A 21,189-nucleotide genomic window follows, 5' to 3' on the forward strand; every position below is an offset into this window, starting at 1 on the left:
GCCGCAGAGGCGGCGCGCGCCCGCGCTGTGCGCGGGCCTTGAAAAACGTCGCCCAGTTGGTCAAGGTCCAGCGTGCTCGCCGCAAGCGGCCGGACCCCTGGTCGGTCGAGGAGGCATGCACTTTCCTGGAGAACGCACAGACCTGGCGTGACTATCTGTACGCCGCGTACGTCCTGATTCTCGTCCTCGGCCTCCGTAAAGGTGAGGTTCTCGGCCTCACCTGGTCGGACGTGAACCTGGACACAGGGGAGCTGCACATTCGCCATCAGCTTCAAAGGGTCCGCCGGCGTCTCCTGCACACCGACACGGCCAAGACGGAAGCATCGGAGGCGGTGCTACCGCTGCCCGATATCTGCCTGACCGCCCTCCGGCTCCGGCGGAAGGAGCAGGAAGCGGCGAAGGTGGCGGCGCGGGATCTCTGGACGGAATCGGATCTCGTCTTCACCACCCGCTATGGCACTCCGGTCGAGCCGCGGAACTTCACCCGAGAGTTCAATCGCCGGTGCGACGGTGCCGGGGTCCGGCAGATCCGCGTGCATGACACCCGGCACACCTGCGCCTCGCTCCTGGCCGCCCTCGACGTCCACCCCCGGATCGCGATGCAGATCCTCCGCCACTCGGAGATCGCCGTGACCATGGAGGTCTACACCCACGTGCCCTCGGCGGAGACCCGCCGGGCGCTCCGGAAGCTCGGCAAGGCGCTGGGTGGCAGCAAGCAGAAGGACGGCAAGAAGAAGGGCAAGCGCAAGCAGGAAGAGCCGCCGGACAAGGACGGCCAGCAAGAGTCATAGAGGTTGCTGTACTCCGCTGCTGTACAGACGCTCAGAGGCCCATTCGCGATCACGCGAATGGGCCTCTGAGCAGCGTCGGGGTGGCGGGATTTGAACCCACGACCTCTTCGTCCCGAACGCGATCAAGGCCCGCGCGACCTTGCTGAAGACGTCCTGGCCTGCTCTTTCGCCTCCGCGGTTGTCCACTACTGTCCAGGACCGTCTAGGTGCGGCTGCCGTGTCTGGCCCCCCGTTTGGCCCCCTGCCTACCGCGCCTGTTGCTGGTTGGCCGTGCGGCTGGCCGGGTTGCTTAGGGGCTGTGGGCTGCACGTGGCTTCACGCCTTTACCTACAGTAACGGTGAAGTGGTCGGGTCGGCTCGGCTCGTCCTGGCCACGCATGCCTCCGGGCCCCCGCGATGCTCCCTACCCACGGAAGCTGCCACCCGATGGGATGCAAGACAACGATGCCGTCTTTACTAGGGGTCTACACCGCTCTAGCCTACGAACACGCCCCCTTAGGCAATTCACTTGTTCACAAGGCGGGGTTGCCGTCCACAGGGTGAGGTACTGATGTTGATCAACTTCAAGGTTGCTAACTTTCGATCATTGAAGGATCCACAAGAATTGGATCTTCGCTCCGTTTATCGCAAGGACTCCTCCCCGCTTAATGTGTCCGCGATCTATGGTGCGAATGGCTCCGGAAAGTCTAATGTCCTGTTGGCTCTGCGGTTCATGCACGACGCTGTGACAGATCAGGCAGGCTGGAATCGTCGGGGGCGGATTCATGTTGAACCGTTCTTGTTGGATGAGGAGGCGAGTAAGAATCCGACATCTTTCGCTGTCGAATTGATCATAGAGGAAATCCGGTACGCATACGGTTTTTCGGTCACTCATGAACGCGTGACCGAGGAGTGGCTCCATTCTTTCCCTAAGAAGAAAAAGCGAGTTCTTTTTGAGCGAGACAATGATGAGTACTACTTTGGTCCTAGCTTTGCTTCGGCTAGGGCTGAGGTAATCAAGGAAATTACATCGCCCACAGGTCTCTATATTTCTACTGCCGCGAAAGCTAACGATGATTCTTCGCGTGCAGTTTACTCTTGGTTTTCCGAGCATCTCTGGTTCGCTGATGATGAGGATTCGAACCGCAATATTCAGCGTGCGGAAACAATTAAATTGCTGCGCGACCCTGACAGTAAAGGAAGAGTTGAAAAGCTTCTCGAAGCGGCCGATATTGGTATCAGTGAAGCGCGCATCGAAGACTTTGAAATCGAGTACCGCGAAGACCCGGAGAAGGGTGAATTTGACGGATCATTTCGCGTGACCATCGAGGATGGCAAGACGATTATTCTTTACAGGGGTAAGCGTCCGGAGATGACACCCTATCTTCGAACTCTCCTCGAAGCTAATCACTCATTGACCTTCAGGCATCGCGGTAAGGATGAACAACTCTTTTCTCTGGACCAGGAATCAAGAGGAACTCAGACCTGGTTTGACATTTCGGGACTGATCGTTAAGGCGTTGGACGGGGGCCACGCTCTCATTGTTGATGAACTCGACACCAGCCTCCACCCGCTCCTCCTGGCCCAGATGATCAGGCTTTTCCAGCGAGAAGATTCCAATCCGCATGGTGCCCAGCTAATCTTCACCACGCATGACGCTTCCCTGATGGGGAGGAATCGGGGGGAAGAACTTCTCAGGCGGGATGAAATTTGGTTCACTCAGAAGGATCCGGAAATCGGTAGTACCGAACTCTATCCGCTTACTGATTTCAGGCCCCGCGACGGACTGAACTGGGAAAAGCGGTATCTGGGGGGCTCCGTAGGTGGTGTTCCCTATATCAGTGAGAACCTGTTTGACGAAGCGGCGGCACAGTAAAAGCTGAGAGTACTTGTCAGGGGGAGGGGTAAGTGCCTTCTAACTTTCGCTCGGAGAGTTCAAAATCACGCCGCAGGGTCGCTGCACCGACAAGGGATATAAAGAAGCGACTACTTCTGGTTTGTGGGGGTGCGAGAACCGAGAAAGACTATTTTGAAGCGTTGAAGGATAAGTACAGAAACTCTGCGGTCACCGTCAGAGTGCGCACCGACACTCGATCCCCGCTACACGTTGTGGAGAAGGCCATCGAGCTATTTGGGTCTAGTGATGACGATTTCGATGAGTGTTGGGCAGTTTTCGATGTTGACTCCTTCGGGCAAAAGAATGGTGCGAGTGTATCGAGTAATCTAACTCAAAGCATCACTACTGCCAACAAGGGTAACGTAAATTTGGCCATCTCTAATCCGTGCTTCGAGTACTGGTTGCTATTGCACTTCTGTGATTACGCAAAGCACCTTTCGGGTTACAAGTCGGTGCGTGACAAGATCAGGCCTTACGTTCCGAGCTACGATAAGTCGGGTATCAAGATATCGGACTACCTTGAGGGCATTTATGACGCCATATCCAGGGCGAAGAAGCGCGACGAGAAACAGCAGCCGCCGGGTGAGAATCCGAACACGGCCGTTTGGCGCATCGTCATGCAGATGGTGCCTCACGACGCCTCCCAGGCGAGGCATCGTAGCTAATCACTGAGGCAAGAACCCGGGCCTCTCGTGGCCAAGTGCTTGCAGCCGAGCGAGGTAATCCCGTGCGGCCGGTTCTGACGCGTACCGGCGCTTCATCTCGGCGGCAAGTTCGCGGCTGGTCATGATGAGCGACGGCACCGACTGACGGTCCCCTTCGAGGGCCCGCTCACCCATGATGAGTGCCTGCTCCAAGTCGCCCTCACGTGCTGCCGTGACTCCGAGCGTCACCCGCGCTTCCGCGTTGCGCATCGGCGAGCGCTCGGTGCCGTCGAAGTCCGTTCCTGCCCTCAGCACCTCTTCGGCGAGCGTGCGCGCAAGCTTGTCTTCGCCAACCAGGCGGTAGCAGTCCATCGCGTAGAAGTCGAACTTGGCAGGGTCCACCACGAAGTGGTTATCCAAGTTCTCGGGGTACGGCATCCCTTCGAGCAACCGCCGCCCCTTGTCCAAGGCCACCTCGACTTGCCGGCGGTCTCCGATCCGGGCCCACGCCTTGGCCTCCTGGGCTGCGAGCTGCACGGCCACGCCGTGGTGCTGCGCCGTCTCGGCTCCGGCCTGCGCCGCTGCGATGACGCCGCGGTAGTCGCCGGTCGTGAGCGCGAACCATGCCCGCATCTCGTGTGCCCACCCGGCGACCTCCGCATGGTCAGCCTCGGTCGCGAGTGAGAGCGCGGCCTGTCGCGTCGACTCGGCCGCGTGGCGGTCGCCCGTGTCGTACTCGACACAGCCGACCAGGAGCGCGAGCCAACCGGACAGTGCGAGAACCTCGCGGTGCTGCGCGAGCGTGAGGCTCTTCGTGTGAAGCTCGACGACACGGCGAAGCCACTGCCGCCCCTCGATGAGGAGCTGCTCGCTCGGCATGAACGGGTACTCCGAGGCGAGCCGATCCGCCGTGATCCGCAGGGCATCAAGCGTGGCGTTGTCGACGTCCGACCGGTTGAGACGGCTCACGATCTCCAGCGTCTCCATGCCGGACGCGGCCAAGATTTCCTTGTCCCCGTCCCGCCGTGAGGGTGCAGGGAAGAGCGCGTGCGTCACGGTGCCGAAGAGGGCCGCGATGATCGGTTGGTAGAAGTCGTTCGGCATCTGGCCTGACTCCCAGCGCTTCCACTGGCGAATCATGCTGTCTTCCGCGGGCAGCTCCGTGGGAGCGTGCGCTCGCAGTGCCCTGACTGCCTGACGCTGCGACCAGTCGCGCGCCATTCGTTCGGCAGCGATACGCCGCGCCCATGCAGGCCTGTCGTCGGTCATGCGCCCTCCTCTGAGTGCCTACTCCGAGTCTCGCGCGCGAGCAGGGGGGACAGGGAAGGGGACAGAGGGGTGTCACTGGACATGTCCCCACCTCCGTTTCGTCGTCCCCTGACTGTCACTTACCTGACAACTCCCGTTCCTTGCATGCTGGTTGCAGATCACGCACCACCCGGGGCGGAGCGTTCTTCGAGCGCTGCGACCCGTTCAGCCAACGCCTGAATCTGGGAGCGGATTTCCTTGATGTCGTCGCGTACGTCGCCGGTGGGGGCCGACCCGTCCCCGACGAAGTTACCGAGGTTCCCGGCCGAGACGATGAGCCCTTCGGCTCGGAGTGCGGCCAACCCGTTCTGGATGGTCTGGCTCGCGAACCCGAATCGGTCCATCAGCTCTCGCTGCGACGGGAGCTTGTCCCCCGGCTTCATCTTCTTGATGTCGTCGCGTAGTGCGTCCGCGACCTGCACCGCTTTCGGCTTCGGCCCTCCTGTGACAGTCATGCTCTGAGCTTACCCACCACAGCGAACTAGAGCGCATCACTGCACGAGGGTTGTGCACCACAGCAGACTAGTGCAAGCTAGTCAGTAGCCGGTCACCCCGAACCTCGGGATGACAAGCGCTTGAGCTGCACGAATGGCTCGGGATTGCCCGTATGGCTGCCGCTTGCGGCAGTCGGAAGGCGGCATCTGCCGCGCGCCGCGGGCCCCGCGCTGATCGCGCCTTGAGAACTCAACAGTGGACCGAGGATCTACCGCCTGTCCTCAGCGACAAGAAGGCGGCCCGCGCGGAGCACGACCCGCGCACTCTTCGACCTCTCCGCAGCGCTGCGGCGCTGCGGCCGGTTGCCTCCTCCGCTCGTCTCGTACGAGCGGAGCTGAGGGGAGCCGGAACCCCCTTCACTTCCCAGGAGAAGCCATGCGCCGGATCACCAACCCTCGTCACCCGAACGTCGACCAGGTCGACACCGAGATTCAGTACAAGGGCGAGCCGCACCGGATCACGGATGTCGGCGGTAGCTACTTCACGCTCGTCCGCCTCCGTGACGGACACGCCGAGAACGTCAAGATCCGCGAAGTCAACGGCCGCTAGTACCACCGCCCCGGCATCCCGCCACGAGGGCGCCGGATCGAATCCGGCCCGGGGCACTTTTCCCTGCCGCGCTTGCAGCAGGGGACTCCGAAACAGTCGCCGTCTCACCACACGCCTGCGGCTGCTTCGGCTTCCAGTCCCTCCGACTCAGGAGCCCCCATGCGCACGTACATCGGCGGTCATCAGGCCGTCTCCGTCAACGACTTCATCGAACTGGCCCTTGGAACTCCGCCTGAGCTGTGGCTCGGGGAAGAGGGCGAGACCGAAGAGGAACGCGCGGCCCGGCTGGACGCCGCGCGCGACATCCTCGCCGACAACCCGGAGCTCCCGGACGACGTGGCCCGAATCGCCGCCGAGGTGATCGAGGCGCACGCCCCGGAGCTGTTCAACGTCGTCCCACTGGTCCGCCCGGCCGGGCGCCGTCGGCCCTCCCGGAGGGGAGCGGCGGCATGACTACCGCCGAGACGACACAGACCGCCGTACGTCCGGCGGTGCCGCCACTGACGAAGCCGGAGATGGGCCTTGCCGGAGTCGGCGCTCTCGCGGCGGCCGGAGTCGGCGCGCTCGGCCTGATCTCCTCCTTCGACGCGGTTTCCGCTGCTGCGGCCCGCTGGGGCTTCGGCGAGCCGTGGATGCTGCCGGTCGGCATCGACGTGGCCATTCCTGTGTTCACCGTGGCCAACCTGCTGTTGATCCGCATGGATATGGCGCTCGCATGGGTGCGGTTCGTGCCCTGGGCGCTCACGCTGATCACGTGCGGGCTGAACATCGCAGCCGGACATTCCCTGTCGGCGAAGGTGGCACACGGCACGATGCCGCTGCTGTGGGTGGTGTTCTCCGAGATCGGCGCGCACATCTACGCCGTGCGGATCGGCGCCGCCACCGGTCGCCGCATGGAGAAGATCCGGTTCTCTCGCTGGCTGCTCGCCTTCCCTTCCACCTTCGCGCTGTGGCGCCGCATGACGTTGTGGGAGGTCACCTCCTACTCCGAGGCGCTGGCACGGGAGAAGGAACGGCAGTTGACCCGCGCCGACCTGCGCGAGCGCTACGGCCGCAAGTGGCGCTCGAAGACCCCGCGGCGCGAGCGCGTGATGCTGCGCATGGGGGAACTGGCCCCCGCCACGGAGCAGGAGACGCCCGAACTGCCCCCGGCGGAGAATGCGCCGGCACACTCCGCAGACCCCAAGCCGCGTCCGCGCCGCCGGACCCCCGCCAAGGGCAAGACCAAGGCTCAGCGCACCTTCGAGGACGCGCTGACCGAGGCGCGCACGGTCACCGCGGAGTGGACCGAGGCCGAGCTGACCGCGGACCGCCTCCGCACCACGCTGCACGTGTCGCAGGCCAACGCCCGCAAGCTGCGCGACACCCTCAAGGGCGAGCGCGCCGACGGCCGCCCGCTGCACTCCGTGGACGCCCTGGAGGGCGAGGAGTCCGAGGCTGAGGCCGCCTGATGCCCCCGGCATTCGGCAAGTGCTACGACCCCTCCGGCAGCCAGTACGGCATCCCCACCTACCCGTGGCGCTACGCCCCCGAAGGGCTCGTCACGCGCCGCCAACTACGCGCCCGCGGCTTACGTCCGGGTGGTCAGCCGATCGCGGCTCAGGTGCTGCGCCCGCGCTACCGGCGCGGCCCGCTGGTCGCCTACCTCTACCGCGTCGACAGCGCCAAGCCTGTTCGGCCGATGACGCCTGGCAAGCGGGCCGCGCTCGCCAAGGCGATGCGCGCCCGCCGCACCTGCCCGAAGTGCCGCACCGACGCGGGATACGTCATTCCGACCTCACTCGGCATGTGCGTGCCTTGCGCGTACCCCGAGGAACAGCGCGCTGCCTGACATCCCCACCACGATCCGGCGGGGCCCGTCCGCTCACCTCCTACAGCGACGGCCGGACCCCGCCTTTCCTCCCATTGGAAGGGACCCTCAGTGAAGCACCCCGACGACGAGAACGAACTCTTCAACCGACTCGAAGCTGAGATGAGCGCCGACTCCGGGGGCGAGGTAGTCGACCTCGACAAGGCACGGTCGGCCCGTACTGAGTCGGCCGACCCGACTACCCGACCCGACTCCGACCCGTCGGCCGACTCCAGCGCAGCGCGGTTGGGTGCCGAGTCGGGCGACCCGACCGCGCGTGTCATGGTCGACCAGCCGGGCCCGACCGCTACCGGTCCGGGATACCTCGGTCGGCTGGCCGGAGCGCACCGCCGTGCAGTCGTTCCCGAGTGGCTGCGGTCGGTGGCGGAGTTGCGGACCGCCACGGCGTGGGTGGCCCGCCACTACGCGCACGCCACCGGGTATCACGCGCTGCGTGCCCCGGTCTACGCCGCTCGCCTCGCCCTCCAAGCCCCTTCCGGCGCCGCGAAGTTCGTGGGCGGCACCATGCGGTGGGTGGCCGACCGTGAGGGCGAGCCGGTCCGACTCGCCGCGGTCCGCCGTGAGGACGCTGCGGAGTACCTGAAGCTGTCGCGGCAGCGCGACGGGCGGGTCCGACTGCGCACCCTCGTGGCGGTGCTCGCGATGTTCGTCGGGCTCGGCGCGGCGCTCGCGATGTACGTGCTCGCCCCCGAGTGGCTTCAGGCGGTGTCGGTGAGCGCGGTCGTGATGGCGCTCGGGTTCGCCGGTCGCCGCGCGGATGACCCGGTCATCCACAGGGCTGTGGAACTGCCCAAAGCGACCAAGCTCACCAGTGACATCGTGCTGCGTGCGCTCGGGGCGCTCGGCATCCCCGCCATCAACCAGGCACAGGCCAAGGGGCGAGACGGGTTCGAGTTCACCGCCCCGATCACCCGCGACGGCCCCGGTTGGCGCGCGGAGGGAAACCTCCCGTACGGCGTCACGGTGACCGACGTCATCGAGCGGCGCGACCGGCTCGCTTCCGGCCTGCGCCGCCCGCTCGGGTGTGTGTGGCCCGAAGCGGTGCCGGATGAGCACACCGGTCACCTCGTGCTCTGGGTCGGTGATCAGGACATGTCCCGCGCCAAGCAGCCCAAGTGGCCGCTGCTCAAGGCGGGGTCAGTGGACCTGTTCAAGCCGGTCGCCTATGGCACCGACCAGCGCGGACGCTGGGTCGAAGCGACCCTGATGTACATCGCGGGCGTCATCGGCGCCATCCCGCGCATGGGCAAGACGTTCCTGCTGCGTCTGCTGCTGCTCATCGCCGCACTGGACCCGCGGGCAGAGCTTCACACCTACGACATGAAAGGCACGGGCGACCTGGACCCGGTCGGCGACGCCGTCTCCCACCGCCACGCCGCGGGTGACGACGACGAGTCCATCGAGTACTGCCTGAACGACTTCCGGGCGCTGCGCGAGGAACTGCGGCGCCGCACCAAGGTGATCCGCTCCCTGCCGCGGGATGTCTGCCCAGAGTCGAAGGTGACCAGCGCCCTTGCCGACAAGCGCTCCCTGGGACTGCACCCGATCGTGATCGGGGTGGATGAGTGCCAGGTGCTTTTCGAGCACCCTGAGCACGCCAAGGAATTCGAGGAGATCGCCACCGACCTGGTCAAGCGCGGTCCGGCAACCGGCATCGTGCTGCTGCTCGCCACGCAGCGCCCGGACGCCAAGGCACTCCCGACCGGTATCAGCGCGAACGCTTCGGCCCGCTGGTGCCTGAAGGTCATGGGTCAGCTCGAAAACGACATGGTGCTTGGCACTTCCGCCTACAAGCGCGGGGTGCGGGCAACCATGTTCGCCTGGGGCGACAAGGGCATTCACTACTTCGTCGGTGAAGGCTCGGACGCCCGGATCGTGCGCGCCATCTACGTCGACGGACGCGACGCCGACGCCATCGGCGCCCGCGCCCGCCGCCTGCGCGAGGAAGCGGGCACGCTGTCCGGCCACGCGCTCGGGGAGGCGCCCGAGCCGGTCACCAGCGCGTATGACCTGCTGCGCGACATCCTCGCCGTTGTGCCGGCCGATGAGCCCAAGGTGTGGTCCGAGACCGTCGTCGCCCGGCTCGCAGAGCTGCGCGAGGAGGTCTACGACGGCTGGGACCCCGAGGGACTGGCCGCGGCCCTGAAGCCGCACGGCGTCTCCACCATCCAGGTGGGCCGCCGCGTCAAGGGCAAGGTCGTCAACCGGCGCGGCATCGACCGCTCCCACATCGTCGCTGCGATTGCGGAGCGTGACGGAAAGCGGGACGCGGGCTGACGGTCCGGGGCCGCTAGCGCTAGCGGCACACACCGCTAACGTTAGCGGCCCCGCTAGCGCCCCACACCCGCTCTGATCAGGCCGCTAGCGGATAGCGGCCCACCTGCGGAAACCCCTGTAACCCGCCTGGAAGGGCCCGTCATGACCCCTGTCCTGCTCGCTATCACCCTGATTCTCGGCGTAACCCTGTGTTACGCCGCTGTCTGCGCTGCCTCGCCGTTCGGCAACTGCCGCAAGTGCAACGGCTGGGGCTTCGCCATGAAGACGGACCGCAAGGGCCGCATGAAGCGCGGCAAGGACTGCCGCCGCTGCAAGGCCACCGGCAAGCGCATACGCATCGGCCGCTGGCTCTATAACCGCTGGGCCCGCATCTACCGCGCCGGCACCGACACCCCCTGACCGGAAGGCTCCCGATGATCCTCAACCTCTCCGCCGTACTGCTGTTCGGCGCCGCGTCTGCGCTCGCCGTCAAGACGAAGTCCGCCGGAGGCGGCTCGGCCATCGTCCTGTTCCTCTTCGGGTTCTTCGCCGCCGGGACCGGCGCGTACGAGCCCATCCACAACCTCGTACAGGCGGGCGCCGACGCCCTCAGCAACCTCGGCTGACAGGAGACCGCAGCCATGAACGAGTCCGCCAACCCCCTTGGCCCCGGCCGTCGTGAGGCGACCGTGGAAGTCCACCGGCCTACTCTCCTCGCCCCGGTGCCGTCGGCGCCGGTCGTACCGGCGCAGCCGGGCACGATTCCGGCGGTGACGAGCATCGTCCTGCCGGACGGACGCATCGTCACCGGCTACACCCTCGAACCCGCCAAGCCCGAACCCGTCACGACCAAGCCGCCCGTCTCGCGCGCGGCGGTGAACATCGCCCTCGGGGGCATCGGGTTCGGTGCCGTCTGTGGCGGACTGTTCCTGCTCACCGCGTTCATCACCGCGCTGACCGCGCTCATCACTCAGCTCATTACCCTCGCCGCCGTCATCTTCGGCGGGTGGGTCGCTGTGCAGGTACTCAGCGCGAGCGGCCACCGCAGCGGGACCACGGTCAACATCCGCAAGGCCGTCTTCAAGCGCAACCACTTCCACAGCTAGCTACGCCCGAGGCGGGCGCCGTCTCACCACAAGCCTGCGCCCGCCCCGGTTCTCCAGTCCCTCCAAGAGAGCAGGAGACATCCAGCATGACCCAACGAGCGTCATTCGGCGAGGGCCGTCCGGCCCACGCCACCCCATCGAGCGTGCCAGGGGTGACGGCATGAACCGTCACCTCCTGTACGCCGCGCTGGACGCCGCGGAGCGGGGATGGGCCGTCCTCCCGCTTCGCCCTGGCGACAAGCGTCCGGCCCTGCATGGTGAGGACGTCTGCCCCGGTATCGGGGACTGCGCGGGCGGTCACCGCAAGTGGGAAGAGCGCGCCACCATCGACCCGGACCGCATCCGCCGCGCGTGGGGCGACCTGCCGTTCAACGTCGGCATTGCGACCGGCCCGTCCGGGCTGGTCGTCGTCGATCTCGACATGCCCAAGCGGAAGAGCAGCACGGACACGCCTAACGGCGTGACGACCTTCACGGCGCTCTGCGAGCGCGCCGGACAGGCCGTCCCCACCACTCGCACGGTGCGGACTGCGAGCGGCGGGGTCCACCTGTACTTCACCGCCCCGCCCGGCGTGCGGCTCGGCAACACGGCCGGACGGCTCGGCAAGCGCATCGACACCCGTGCGTGGGGCGGTTACGTCGTCGCGCCCGGCAGCCTCACGCCCACCGGTGCCTACGCGGTCGTCAACGACGTGCCCCCCGCGCCACTGCCGGATTGGCTGTGCGCCCGCCTGACGGCCCGCCAGGCTTCGCGGGCACTGATGGCTGCACCCTCGGCAGTTCGAGCGTCCCGCTACGCCGCAGCAGGCCTGAACTCGGAAACCGCGTCCGTGCGGCAGGCTCCGGAGGGCGAGCGCAACGCCACCTTGCTTCGGGCGGCGCGAGCCCTGGGGCGGTTCATCGCGTGGGGCGACCTCCCCAGGGAGCAGGTTGAGGAGGCTCTTCAGTGGGCGGGGGAGCAGGCCGGTCTGTCGCCGCGGTCGTGTGAGGCGACCATTCGCAGCGGTCTGAACTGGTCGATTGCCCGCAACGGTCAGCGGAGGGCGGCATGAGCACCCCTCCCCGCCCCTCCCTGAAGAGCCTCCCCGTCACCTCGACCGGTCCGCACGCCGCCGCACAAGCCGCGCCCGGTTCGGCCGTAGGCGAGCCGAAAGGCGCCGCCCGCAAGGGCGTCCCTTCTGCTCTTCGCCCTGACCCGCGCCAGGAAGGCGCACGGTATCCGGTCGCGTGGCTGCACATCTCCGCACCGCGCGGCGCCATACCCACGGCCACCTCGAAGTGCCTGTGCGGCAGGGACCGCAGCGCCGTCGGCCACACGAAGGTGCTTGACCTGATCGAAGACCACACCGCCCACCGCGACGCATGCCCGCTCCGCACCAACCAGGAAGGGAGGCAGGCGGCATGAGCACCAATCCGCCGGCATCCGCCATGGACGGCTCCGTACTGCTCGATGAGGTGGAAGCCTTCCACCGACGCTTCAACATCTTCCCGCTCGATGCCGCGTACGTCGCCGTAACGCTGTGGGACGCGCACGCGCACCTGCTCGACTGCTTCGACTCCACACCGCGGCTCGCGTTCCTGTCGCCGGAGCCGGGTTCGGGCAAGTCCCGCGCGCTGGAGATCGTGGAAACCCTCGTGCCGCAACCGATGGTCGCGGTCAACGCCTCCGCCTCCGCGCTCTTCCGTGCGGTGTCCGGGATGGAGGGACGGCCCACGATCCTGTTCGATGAGATCGATACCGTCTTCGGCCCCAAGGCCGGAGAGAACGAACAGCTCCGCGGCTTCCTGAACGCAGGCCACCGCCGCTCCGGCGTTATGTGGCGCTGCGTGGGTGACGGCTCCAATCAGCAGGTACAGGAGTTCCCGTCGTTCTGCGGGGTTGCGGTAGCCGGTCTCGGCTCGCTGCCGGACACGATCCTGACCCGCTCGGTCATCGTCCGCATGCGCCGCCGCGCGCCGAACGAGCGTGTGGAGCCGTTCCGTCAGCGCATCCACGAGAAGGAGGGGCACGCGCTGCGCGACCGGCTCGCCACATGGGCGCAGTCAGTCCGCCACCTGGTCGACGGGGTGTTCCCGGAGCTCCCGGAGGGCATCAGCGACCGGCCCGCGGACGTGTGGGAGCCCCTGCTCGCCGTGGCCGACGCTGCGGGCGGCGCGTGGCCGGAGCGGGCCCGCGCTGCCTGCATCGAGTTGGTCAACGCGGCAAAGACCAGCGATAAGGGCAGCATCGGCATCCGTCTTCTCACGGACCTGCGCGACTACGTGTTCAACGGCATCGACCGCTTGCCCACCGTCGCCATCCTCGACAGGCTTCACAGCCTCGAAGAGGCGCCGTGGGCGGACATGAGTGGCAAGCCGCTCGATGCGCGCGGGCTGTCGCGGATGCTGCGGGAGTACATGACCGCGGACAACACCCCGATCGCGGCCCGCAACATCAAGGCGGGCGGCAGCGTAATGAAGGGCTACTACGCGGCGGATCTTCACGACGCGTGGCAGCGGTATTGCCCGCCCCCGGCGGAAAGTGCGCTACTTCCGCTACCTCCGCTACCGGGCAGGTCAGAGCCCTAAAACCGGTAGCGGATGGCGCTTCCGCATCCGCTACCACGCCACCCCATCCGCTACCCGCCCCGCGGCCACGATCCCGGGGCGGGTAGCGGCTCCGTCCGCTACCCGCACGCCAATCCGCTACCTCGATCCTGCCCCTGACCAGGGCGGTAGCGGAGGTAGCGGAGGTAGCGGACCTGACAGGAAGGGGGCCATCGCCCCCGGAACCCTGCCGAGGAGGCACCGCCGCATGGCCACCGCTGCTGAACCTGCCGAACAGCTCCTCTACCGCCCCGAAGAGGCGGCCAAGGCTCTCAGGATCGGACGCTCGATGGTCTACGAGGAGATACGCCTCGGACGACTTCAGACCGTCCGCATCGGCCGTCGTCGACTCGTGCCGCCGGAGTACATCGCTCAGTACGTCGAACTCCTCAAGCGCGAGGCAGAAGCCACCGCCTGAACTCCCATCACCCCAGTTCCACAGGGCCGCGCCCTTCAGGGCGCGGCCCTGTCCTATGGAGGCACAACAGAAGATGAGCGAGACCCCGAAGAGCACCCGGGCTGGCCACGGTGCGGACACCATCTATTGGGACCCCGCCAAGAAGAGCTACGTGGGAGCCGTCTCCCTGGGCTACGCCCCGAACGGCAAGCGCCGTCGGCCGAAGGTGTACGGCAAGACGAAGACCGAAGTCCGCCAGAAAATCCGGGATCTGAAGAAGGAGATGCAAACCGGCGTCAAGGCGCCGGCCAACTACACCGTGGCCGACGCGGTGAACGACTGGTTGGAGCGCGGGCTGAAGGGGCGCGACGAGAAGGGCACCATCGGCAAGAACCGCTCGATGGCGAACAAGCACCTGATCCCGTTCATCGGCAAGGCCAAGTTGAAGGAACTCAGCGCGGACGACGTAGACGACTGGTTGGACGGCAGGGCCGAATTTCTCGCGACGCGAAGCCTGCGTGACCTGCTCGCCATTCTCCGCCGCTCCATCGCGCACGCTCAGCGCAGGGACAAGGCCGCGCGGAACGTCGCCCTACTCGTCACCGCACCGGAGGGGCGCCCCGGCCGACCGAGCAAGGCACTGAACCTGGAGCAGGCGAAAGCCGTGCTCACCGCCGCGCGTCCGTCACGGCTGTACGCCTACCTCGTGCTCTCGCTCCTCAGCGGTGTGCGTACGGAAGAGGCACGGCCGCTCACCTGGGATCACGTCTTCCTGGAGACGACGGACGGCATTCCGCCTCACGTCGCGGTGTGGCGTTCAGTGCGCAAGCACGGTGAGACCAAGACCAGAAAGAGCCGCCGGACCATCGCTCTGCCGAAGCAGGTGGTCGACGTCCTCGAAGAGCACATGCGATGGCAGAAGCAGGAACGGGCATCGAGAGGAATGGAGTGGAGCCCGACCGGCCGTGTCTTCACGACTCGGAGCGGCGAGCCGCTTGACGCGGCCAACGTCCGGCGAGACTTCAAGGCCATCGTGAAGAAGGCCGGACTGAAGCCTGAGTGGACGCCGCGGGAGCTCCGGCACAGCTTCGTGTCCCTGCTCTCGGATCACGGCATCCCCCTGGAGCGGATCGCGCTCTTGGTCGGTCACAGCAGTCAGGCGACCACAGAGGCGGTCTACCGCAAGCAGCTCCGGCCCGTGATCACGCAGGGTGCCGAAGCGATGGACGACATCTTTGCCGAAGATCAGGGGGTGGAGGACACGGAGGCCGAGGAAGAGGGCGACGCGGTGGCCTGATCAAATTCGTTTGGCCCCCCGTTTGGCCCCCCGAGCACGACAGAGGGCCAATCGCGATCATGCGATTGGCCCTCTGACCAGCGTCGGGGTGGCGGGATTTGAACCCACGACCTCTTCGTCCCGAACGAAGCGCGCTGCCAAGCTGCGCTACACCCCGGTGTCGCTGCTCTCGCGGCGACGACGTTTACTTTAGCCCACTGGTGGCCGGAGACGAAATCCGGTTTTCCGGCGGCGGCGCGTCGGGTCCGGGCGGACGCGGTCGGCGAGGATCAGGAGGAGGGCCAGGCCGAAGAAGGCCAGGCCGAGCAGGAGTGCGTTGGCGAGGGTGCTCCTGTAGCCGAGGTGGGCGACGTCCAGGAACGGGTACAGGTAGCGCGCATCCGCGGTGGGTGGGAGCAGTGCGCCGCGGGCCAGGGTGAAGATCAGGTACGCCAGTGGGTAGAGGAGCCAGCGCGTGGCGTGCTGCAGGCCCAGGGGAGCCGGGCGGGTCAGGAGCAGCCAGTCCAGAAGGGCCGCGATCGGGGTGACCGTGTGCAGCACCTGGTTGGCGAGTGCGGACCAGATCGTGGGCCTGTCCGTCATCGAGAAGGGGCCCGGCTCGTTCACCAGGAGCACGTGGTAGACCAGGCTCGCGATCAGCGCGTAGAACAGCGTGCCGCCGGTGATCAGCGCCGGCAGCGGGTAGCGGGCCGTTCGGGCCCGCCAGGCCGACAGGGCGAAGGTCAGGGCCAGCAGCACATTGGCCTGGATGGTGAAGTAGCTCAGGACCCGGGCGGGGCTGCCGAGGGCCACGTCCATGGCCACCGCTGCCGCGGCCGTCAGCGACACCAGCAGACGGTAGCGGGCCGCTATGGGGCGGCGTACGGGGGCGACCACGGCCGCGGCGGGGACGATGGACGGTGCCAGCGTCGGCTTGCCCGGCACCGGGGGGAGGTCCGGGATCTCCTTGGGTATCGGCGCGATCATGCCCTCACGCTAAGCGGGTGGGGCAGAAGGGGCGATACGGGATGCTCCGGGCGGGGTATGGCTGGGGTTACGCCTCGGGCGATGCCTCCCTCTCCACCAGCGTCAGCAGCGTCGCCTCCGGCGGGCAGGCGAACCGTACCGGCGTGTAGCGGTTCGTACCGCAGCCCGCCGACACGTGCAGGTACGACGTCCGGCCCTCCGCCGTGTGCCGTGACAGGCCCTTCACCCGGTCCGCGTCCAGGTCGCAGTTGGTGACCAGGGCGCCGTAGAAGGGGACGCACAGCTGGCCGCCGTGGGTGTGGCCGGCCAGGATCAGCGGATAGCCGTCCGCCGTGAACGCGTCCAGGCTGCGCAGATACGGCGCGTGGACCACGCCCATCGAGAAGTCGGCCGAGGAGGACGGGCCGCCCGCCACGCGCGCGTACCGGTCGCGCTTGATGTGCGGGTCGTCCAGGCCCGTCAGCTCGATCTCCAGCCCCTCGATCTTCAGGGTGCCCCGGGTGTTCGTCAGGTTCAGCCAGCCCGCCGCGTCGAAGCTGTCGCGCAGCTCCTCCCAGGGGTTGTGGATGGCGCCGACCACCGGCGGGTTGCCGTTCAGACCGTGGTGACCCCTCACCTTCTCCACCAGGTAGCGGGCCGGGTTGCGGAGCCTGGGGCCGTAGTAGTCGTTCGAACCGAAGACGTACGCCCCCGGGAACTCCATCAGCGGGCCCAGTGCGTCCAGCACCTCCGGCACACCCTCGGTGTCGGAGAGGTTGTCCCCGGTGTTGATCACGAAGTCGGGGCGCAGGCCCGCCAGTGAGCGCAGCCAGCGCTGCTTCTTGCGCTGCCCGCTCACCATGTGGATGTCGGAGACCTGCAGGACGCGCAGCGGATGCGCCCCCGGGGGCAGCACCGGGACCGTCACCCGGCGCAGCCGGAAGGAACGGGCTTCGAAACCGGCCGAATACAGCAGTCCGGCGGCGGTGACCGCCGTGATTCCCAGGGGTACTCCGTATCGTGCGCGCATACGACCATGGTGTCAGAACCGGCTGCCGCCCCGCGTTCACCTGTGGACGACCCCGACCCGGCGACGCCTGTGATCGGCACCGACGGTCCCGGTCGCCCACCGCGCCGCGGAAATGTACGGGCAGCCGCCCCACCGCACCTGCGACAATCAGAGGCATGACCACGCTCAAGTCGAAGCTGCAGGAAGACCTCAACGCCGCGATCAAGGAGCGCGATGAGCTCCGCTCCTCGACGCTCCGGCTGACGCTCGCCGCGATCACCAAGGAGGAGGTCGCGGGCAAGGAGAAGCGCGAGCTCTCCGACGAGGAGGTCACCAAGGTGATCACCCGTGAGGCGAAGAAGCGGCGGGAGGCCGCCGACGCGTTCGCTCAGGGCGGTCGCGCCGAACAGGCCGAGCGGGAGAAGGCGGAGGGCGAGGTGCTCGCCGCGTACCTGCCCAAGCAGCTGTCCGACGACGAGCTGCGGCAGATCGTCGCGCAGGCCGTGGAGGAGGCGAAGGCGGCGGGCGCCGAGGGCCCGCGCGCCATGGGGCAGGTCATGAAGATCGTGAACCCGAAGGTGGCCGGCCAGGCGGAGGGCGGCCGCGTCGCCGCCGTGGTCAAGCAGCTTCTCGCGAGCGGCTGATCCGGCCGCCTGCTCGCGGGCACATACGTCGACGGGGGCGCCCCTCACCGAGAGGCGCCCCCGCTGTCATGACGGGCTACCCCCTTCGCCCACCGGTGCCGTTCCCGTTGCCGCCGTTCCCGTTGCCCTGGAAGAAGCCGTCGGGAAAGGAGAAGGTGGGCGAAGGGACCTGCCCGCCCGTGGTTCCGCCGGTGTTGGTCGTGCCCCCGGTGGGCAGGCCGCCGATCAGCCCGCCGATCGTCTGCCCGCCGTTGCCGTTGCCGTTGCCGTTGCCCTTGTCGCCACCGTGGTCGTCCGGGATGTCGACGAGGTTGAAGTCCGGGGCCGGCTTGCCCGCCAGCGCGCCCGTCATCATGTCGCGCCAGATCGGGCCCGGGACCTGGCCACCGAAGACCTTGTCATAGCTGACGCCGCCGATGGTGATGTGGGTCATCTGCCGCTTGTGCGCCGGGTCGCCGACCCAGACCGCGCCCGCCATGTTCGGCGTGTAGCCGACGAACCAGGCGGCGTACCGGAAGTCCGTCGTACCGGTCTTGCCGGCGCTGGGACGGCTGCCGAGTCCGGCCTCCGTACCGGTACCGTCCTCGACGACGCCCTTCAGGAGCGTGTTGACCGTGTCCGCGGTGGTCTCCGACATCGCACGCGAGCACGTCGACTTCGGGACCGGCAGGGACTTCTTCTCGTTGCCGACGGTCTGCGTGATCGACTCGATCGCGACCGGCGTGCAGTACGTACCGCGGTCGGCGAAGGTCGCGTACGCGCTCGCCATGGTGAGCGGCGACACCTCCTGGGTGCCGAGCGCGATCGACGGGGCCTGGGCGATGGGCGCGCCGTCAGCGCGGTGGAAGCCCATCTTCTTGGCCGTGTCTATGACCGGGCAGATACCGATGTCGCTGATCAGCTGCACGTAGTAGGTGTTGACCGACTTGGCGGTCGCCTCCTTCATGCGGTACGGGCCGTGCTCCGTCTCGTTCTCGTTGGTGAGCTTGGTGCCGTCCGTGTTCTGCCACTGCTTGCCGTCACAGGCGGCGACCGGGCTCGGGTACTCCATCTCGTACGGCGACGGGTACTCCTGGGTCGCCGGCTTGCCGCCCTCGATGGCGGCCGCGGCCACGATCGGCTTGAAGGTCGAACCACCCTGGTAGCCGGCGCCGCCGCCCATGTCCTTGTCCACGGACAGGTTGATCTGCGTTTCGTCCTTGCCGAAGCCGTACGGACGCGACTGGCCCATCGCGAGGATCTTGCCGGTGCCCGGCTCGACGATGGTCGCGGCCGTGGCCACCTCGTCGCTCTTGTTGACGTGGTCCTTGATGGACTTCTGCACCGAGTCCTGCGCTTGCGGGTCGAGCGTGGTGCGGATCGTCAGTCCGCCCTGGTTCCAGATCCTCGCCCGCTCCGCCTGGGTCTTGCCGAAGATCGGGTCGTTCAGGAACGCCTCGCGGACGTAGTCGCAGAAGAAGCCCGCGCCCTTGACGGCCGTGATGCAGCCGTTCTTCGGCTGGCTCACGTGCAGGCCGAGGCCCGTCGCCTTGGCCTTGTCGGCGTCCGCCTGCGAGATGTCGTGCAGGTCGGCCATGCGCTGCAACACCACGTTGCGCCGCTGCTTGGCCTCCGCCGCGTCGTTCACGGGGTCGTAGCGCGTCGGCGACTGGACGAGGCCCGCGAGGAGCGCGGACTCCTGGAGGTTCAGGTCCTTGGCGTGCTTGGAGAAGTAGCGCTCGGAGGCGGCCTCGACGCCGTAGGCCTGCTGGCCGAAGAACGTGATGTTCAGGTAGTTCTCGAGGATCTTCTTCTTGCCGAGCTTCTCCTCGATCTGGATCGCGTACTTGAGCTCGCGGATCTTGCGGCCGAGGGTCTGCTGGGTGGCCTGGGCGACCTTGGTCGGGTCGTCGCCGGCCTCCTCGATGAAGTAGTTCTTCACCAGCTGCTGGGTGAGCGTGGAGGCGCCCTGGGCCACTCCGCCGCTCTGCGCGTTCTTGTTCAGCGCGCGCAGGACGCCCTTCAGGTCGATCGCGCCGTGCTGGTAGAACCGCGAGTCCTCGATGGCGACGATCGCCTTCTGCACGTACGGCGAGACGTCCTTGAGGTCCACCACCGTGCGGTCGCGCGAGTAGACCGTGGCGATCTGGCCGCCCTGGCTGTCCAGGATGGTGGTGCGCTGGCTGAGCTGGGGGCTCTTCAGATTGGCCGGGATGTCGTCGAATCCCTGGACCGACCCCTTGGCCACAAGTCCGAGCGCACCCGCGGCGGGCAGCGCGATGCCGGCCATCACAGCCCCCGCGAGCACACTCACTCCGAGGAACTTGGCAGCCTGCTGCACGGGGGACTGCCCCCCGCCCGAGCGCTTTTTTGGCATGAGGGCAGCCTACGTTCTCATTCGCCGGACACGCGTATAGGCCTTGGCCTAAGCTGCTCCCAACTGTCACAGCAGTAGGGCCACGTATCAAGTACGTCCGGCGACCCCGAATCGTTCCGGCGTTCCTCGAACTTTTTGGCAGATGCGTGCCCGGATTCGCCTTGTGTGTCACCAGGTGTCCGTTGTGACGTCACTGAACTGCCCTGGTCGGTCCGGAAAGTCACGTTTGTCACCAGCTCACTCCCACGGGTGATCTGCCGTTTACCCATAGTCCGTTCGGACCATTCAAGATTGGGCCCGAAGGGGGTGTTGCGCTGTCCCCTCCTTCCGTAACGTCCTCAACTGGCGGCGGTGAATATGCCGCTGCCGCCGTGGGGGAGCCTCGATTCGGGAGAGGACGGCGCCGGTATGGGCTGGGTAACCGACTGGAGTGCGCAGGCGGCCTGCCGCACTACCGATCCGGATGAACTGTTCGTTCAGGGAGCAGCGCAGAACAGGGCCAAGGCGGTGTGCACCGGATGTCCGGTACGCACGGAATGCCTGGCGGATGCGCTGGACAACCGCGTCGAGTTCGGCGTGTGGGGTGGCATGACGGAGCGGGAGCGCCGCGCACTGCTGCGCAGGCGGCCGACCGTCACCTCCTGGCGTCGCCTGCTTGAGACCGCGCGTACGGAGTACGAGCGCGGGGTGGGCCTGCTGCCCCTCGGTGAGGAAGAGACGTACGAGAACTACGCGGCGGTGAGCTGAGGGCGGCCACCGTCCGAGGCGGGCGCCCGCCGTCGGCGGGCGACGAACGCCTCATGGTCCCCTCGGCGTGCCTTCCACTCCGACCTGGGTCTCTTCGCAGGTGTCCTTCAACGGGCCTCTTCGAGGGCCCTCTTCAAGGACGGTGTCGCCAGGGGCGGGTGTGTCATGGCCTGCGGGGCCGCGCGTCTGTGCCACGGGCGGCGCGCAGGCATCAGCAGCCCTGCCTGCCGGGCCCTGCGAGGCTGGCTGCCGCGCCCTGGGGCTCGCGCACGGCCGTATGCCTGCCTCGGTCCTCCGAGCGCCAGCGCCCCGGG

Annotated in this window: 23 protein-coding genes and 1 tRNA gene; 18 read left to right on the forward strand and 6 right to left on the reverse strand. The window is 67.1% G+C overall.

The window, feature by feature from the left end:
* The first annotated feature begins 38 nt into the window (after positions 1 to 38).
* From AB0N14_RS20245 to AB0N14_RS20255, 3 genes are all read left to right on the forward strand, one after another.
* Positions 39 to 791 carry a site-specific integrase gene (locus AB0N14_RS20245; RefSeq protein ID WP_366027058.1) on the forward strand — a complete coding sequence of 251 codons (753 nt, stop codon included), beginning with the start codon at positions 39 to 41 and terminating at the stop codon, positions 789 to 791.
* Between the two features lie 550 nt (positions 792 to 1,341).
* Positions 1,342 to 2,646, forward strand: coding sequence for an ATP-binding protein (locus tag AB0N14_RS20250; RefSeq protein WP_366027059.1), 1,305 nt, complete (start codon positions 1,342 to 1,344; stop codon positions 2,644 to 2,646).
* 32 nt (positions 2,647 to 2,678) lie between these two features.
* Positions 2,679 to 3,332, forward strand: a complete 654-nt coding sequence (locus AB0N14_RS20255) for an RloB family protein (protein WP_366027060.1) — start codon at positions 2,679 to 2,681, stop codon at positions 3,330 to 3,332.
* Here AB0N14_RS20255 and AB0N14_RS20260 read toward each other — a convergent pair whose 3' ends face one another.
* Together AB0N14_RS20260 and AB0N14_RS20265 are read right to left on the reverse strand one after the other, a co-directional pair.
* Positions 3,333 to 4,580: an XRE family transcriptional regulator gene (locus AB0N14_RS20260; protein WP_366027061.1), complete on the reverse strand. Its 1,248-nt coding sequence runs from the start codon at positions 4,578 to 4,580 to the stop codon at positions 3,333 to 3,335. It lies immediately after the preceding gene.
* Positions 4,581 to 4,738: 158 nt separating this feature from the next.
* The gene (locus AB0N14_RS20265) at positions 4,739 to 5,074 is read right to left on the reverse strand and encodes a winged helix-turn-helix domain-containing protein (RefSeq protein ID WP_260845392.1); all 336 of its coding nucleotides are present in this window, start codon (positions 5,072 to 5,074) and stop codon (positions 4,739 to 4,741) included.
* A gap of 415 nt (positions 5,075 to 5,489) precedes the next feature.
* Here AB0N14_RS20265 and AB0N14_RS20270 point away from each other — a divergent pair, with 415 nt between their 5' ends.
* The 13 genes from AB0N14_RS20270 (at position 5,490) to AB0N14_RS20330 (ending at position 15,174) form a co-directional block, all read left to right on the forward strand.
* Entirely contained in the window at positions 5,490 to 5,663 is a 174-nt protein-coding gene (locus AB0N14_RS20270) for a hypothetical protein (RefSeq protein WP_366027062.1), read from the forward strand.
* A gap of 159 nt (positions 5,664 to 5,822) precedes the next feature.
* A complete protein-coding gene (locus AB0N14_RS20275) occupies positions 5,823 to 6,116 on the forward strand; it encodes a hypothetical protein (RefSeq protein ID WP_366027063.1) in 294 nt (97 codons plus the stop codon).
* The gene (locus AB0N14_RS20280; RefSeq protein ID WP_366027064.1) at positions 6,113 to 7,114 is read left to right on the forward strand and encodes a DUF2637 domain-containing protein; all 1,002 of its coding nucleotides are present in this window, start codon (positions 6,113 to 6,115) and stop codon (positions 7,112 to 7,114) included. The genes AB0N14_RS20275 and AB0N14_RS20280 overlap by 4 nt, the downstream gene beginning before the upstream one ends.
* Complete coding sequence (locus AB0N14_RS20285) at positions 7,114 to 7,494, forward strand: RRQRL motif-containing zinc-binding protein (RefSeq protein ID WP_366027065.1); 381 nt, start codon at positions 7,114 to 7,116, stop codon at positions 7,492 to 7,494. Before AB0N14_RS20280 ends, AB0N14_RS20285 begins: the two co-directional genes overlap by 1 nt.
* Positions 7,495 to 7,584: 90 nt before the next feature.
* Positions 7,585 to 9,810 (forward strand): cell division protein FtsK, encoded by a 2,226-nt coding sequence (locus tag AB0N14_RS20290; RefSeq protein ID WP_366027066.1) that lies wholly within the window; start codon positions 7,585 to 7,587, stop codon positions 9,808 to 9,810.
* A 141-nt stretch (positions 9,811 to 9,951) separates the two neighbouring features.
* Positions 9,952 to 10,209, forward strand: a complete 258-nt coding sequence (locus AB0N14_RS20295) for a hypothetical protein (RefSeq protein ID WP_366027067.1) — start codon at positions 9,952 to 9,954, stop codon at positions 10,207 to 10,209.
* Positions 10,210 to 10,223: 14 nt separating this feature from the next.
* A complete protein-coding gene (locus AB0N14_RS20300; RefSeq protein WP_366027068.1) occupies positions 10,224 to 10,415 on the forward strand; it encodes a hypothetical protein in 192 nt (63 codons plus the stop codon).
* Between the two features lie 15 nt (positions 10,416 to 10,430).
* Positions 10,431 to 10,895: a hypothetical protein gene (locus AB0N14_RS20305; protein WP_366027069.1), complete on the forward strand. Its 465-nt coding sequence runs from the start codon at positions 10,431 to 10,433 to the stop codon at positions 10,893 to 10,895.
* A 160-nt stretch (positions 10,896 to 11,055) separates the two neighbouring features.
* A complete protein-coding gene (locus AB0N14_RS20310; protein ID WP_366027070.1) occupies positions 11,056 to 11,946 on the forward strand; it encodes a bifunctional DNA primase/polymerase in 891 nt (296 codons plus the stop codon).
* Entirely contained in the window at positions 11,943 to 12,299 is a 357-nt protein-coding gene (locus tag AB0N14_RS20315; RefSeq protein WP_366027071.1) for a hypothetical protein, read from the forward strand. Before AB0N14_RS20310 ends, AB0N14_RS20315 begins: the two co-directional genes overlap by 4 nt.
* Positions 12,296 to 13,462: a DUF3631 domain-containing protein gene (locus AB0N14_RS20320; protein ID WP_366027072.1), complete on the forward strand. Its 1,167-nt coding sequence runs from the start codon at positions 12,296 to 12,298 to the stop codon at positions 13,460 to 13,462. The genes AB0N14_RS20315 and AB0N14_RS20320 overlap by 4 nt, the downstream gene beginning before the upstream one ends.
* A 226-nt stretch (positions 13,463 to 13,688) precedes the next feature.
* Complete coding sequence (locus AB0N14_RS20325) at positions 13,689 to 13,898, forward strand: helix-turn-helix domain-containing protein (protein WP_366027073.1); 210 nt, start codon at positions 13,689 to 13,691, stop codon at positions 13,896 to 13,898.
* A 73-nt stretch (positions 13,899 to 13,971) separates the two neighbouring features.
* Complete coding sequence (locus AB0N14_RS20330; RefSeq protein WP_366027074.1) at positions 13,972 to 15,174, forward strand: site-specific integrase; 1,203 nt, start codon at positions 13,972 to 13,974, stop codon at positions 15,172 to 15,174.
* Between the two features lie 83 nt (positions 15,175 to 15,257).
* Here the strand turns inward: AB0N14_RS20330 and AB0N14_RS20335 are convergent.
* The 3 genes from AB0N14_RS20335 to AB0N14_RS20345 all read right to left on the reverse strand — a co-directional run bounded on the left by AB0N14_RS20335 (position 15,258) and on the right by AB0N14_RS20345 (position 17,149).
* A tRNA-Pro gene (locus AB0N14_RS20335) sits at positions 15,258 to 15,331 on the reverse strand.
* A gap of 32 nt (positions 15,332 to 15,363) precedes the next feature.
* Positions 15,364 to 16,140 (reverse strand): Pr6Pr family membrane protein, encoded by a 777-nt coding sequence (locus AB0N14_RS20340; RefSeq protein ID WP_366027075.1) that lies wholly within the window; start codon positions 16,138 to 16,140, stop codon positions 15,364 to 15,366.
* A gap of 67 nt (positions 16,141 to 16,207) precedes the next feature.
* Positions 16,208 to 17,149, reverse strand: coding sequence for a metallophosphoesterase (locus tag AB0N14_RS20345; protein WP_366027076.1), 942 nt, complete (start codon positions 17,147 to 17,149; stop codon positions 16,208 to 16,210).
* Positions 17,150 to 17,304: 155 nt separating this feature from the next.
* On the opposite strand from AB0N14_RS20345, the gene AB0N14_RS20350 reads away from it, so the two are divergent.
* Entirely contained in the window at positions 17,305 to 17,772 is a 468-nt protein-coding gene (locus AB0N14_RS20350; RefSeq protein WP_103837934.1) for a GatB/YqeY domain-containing protein, read from the forward strand.
* A 76-nt stretch (positions 17,773 to 17,848) separates the two neighbouring features.
* On the opposite strand, the gene AB0N14_RS20355 is transcribed toward AB0N14_RS20350, so the two are convergent.
* Entirely contained in the window at positions 17,849 to 20,128 is a 2,280-nt protein-coding gene (locus AB0N14_RS20355; protein WP_366027077.1) for a transglycosylase domain-containing protein, read from the reverse strand.
* Positions 20,129 to 20,536: 408 nt separating this feature from the next.
* Between AB0N14_RS20355 and wblA the strand changes: the two genes are divergently transcribed.
* The gene (gene wblA / locus AB0N14_RS20360) at positions 20,537 to 20,875 is read left to right on the forward strand and encodes a transcriptional regulator WblA (protein ID WP_366027078.1); all 339 of its coding nucleotides are present in this window, start codon (positions 20,537 to 20,539) and stop codon (positions 20,873 to 20,875) included.
* Positions 20,876 to 21,189: the final 314 nt, after the last annotated feature.

Origin of the sequence: Streptomyces sp. NPDC051104 (genome assembly GCF_040682835.1) — a bacterium.
GTDB lineage: Bacteria > Actinomycetota > Actinomycetes > Streptomycetales > Streptomycetaceae > Streptomyces > Streptomyces cynarae.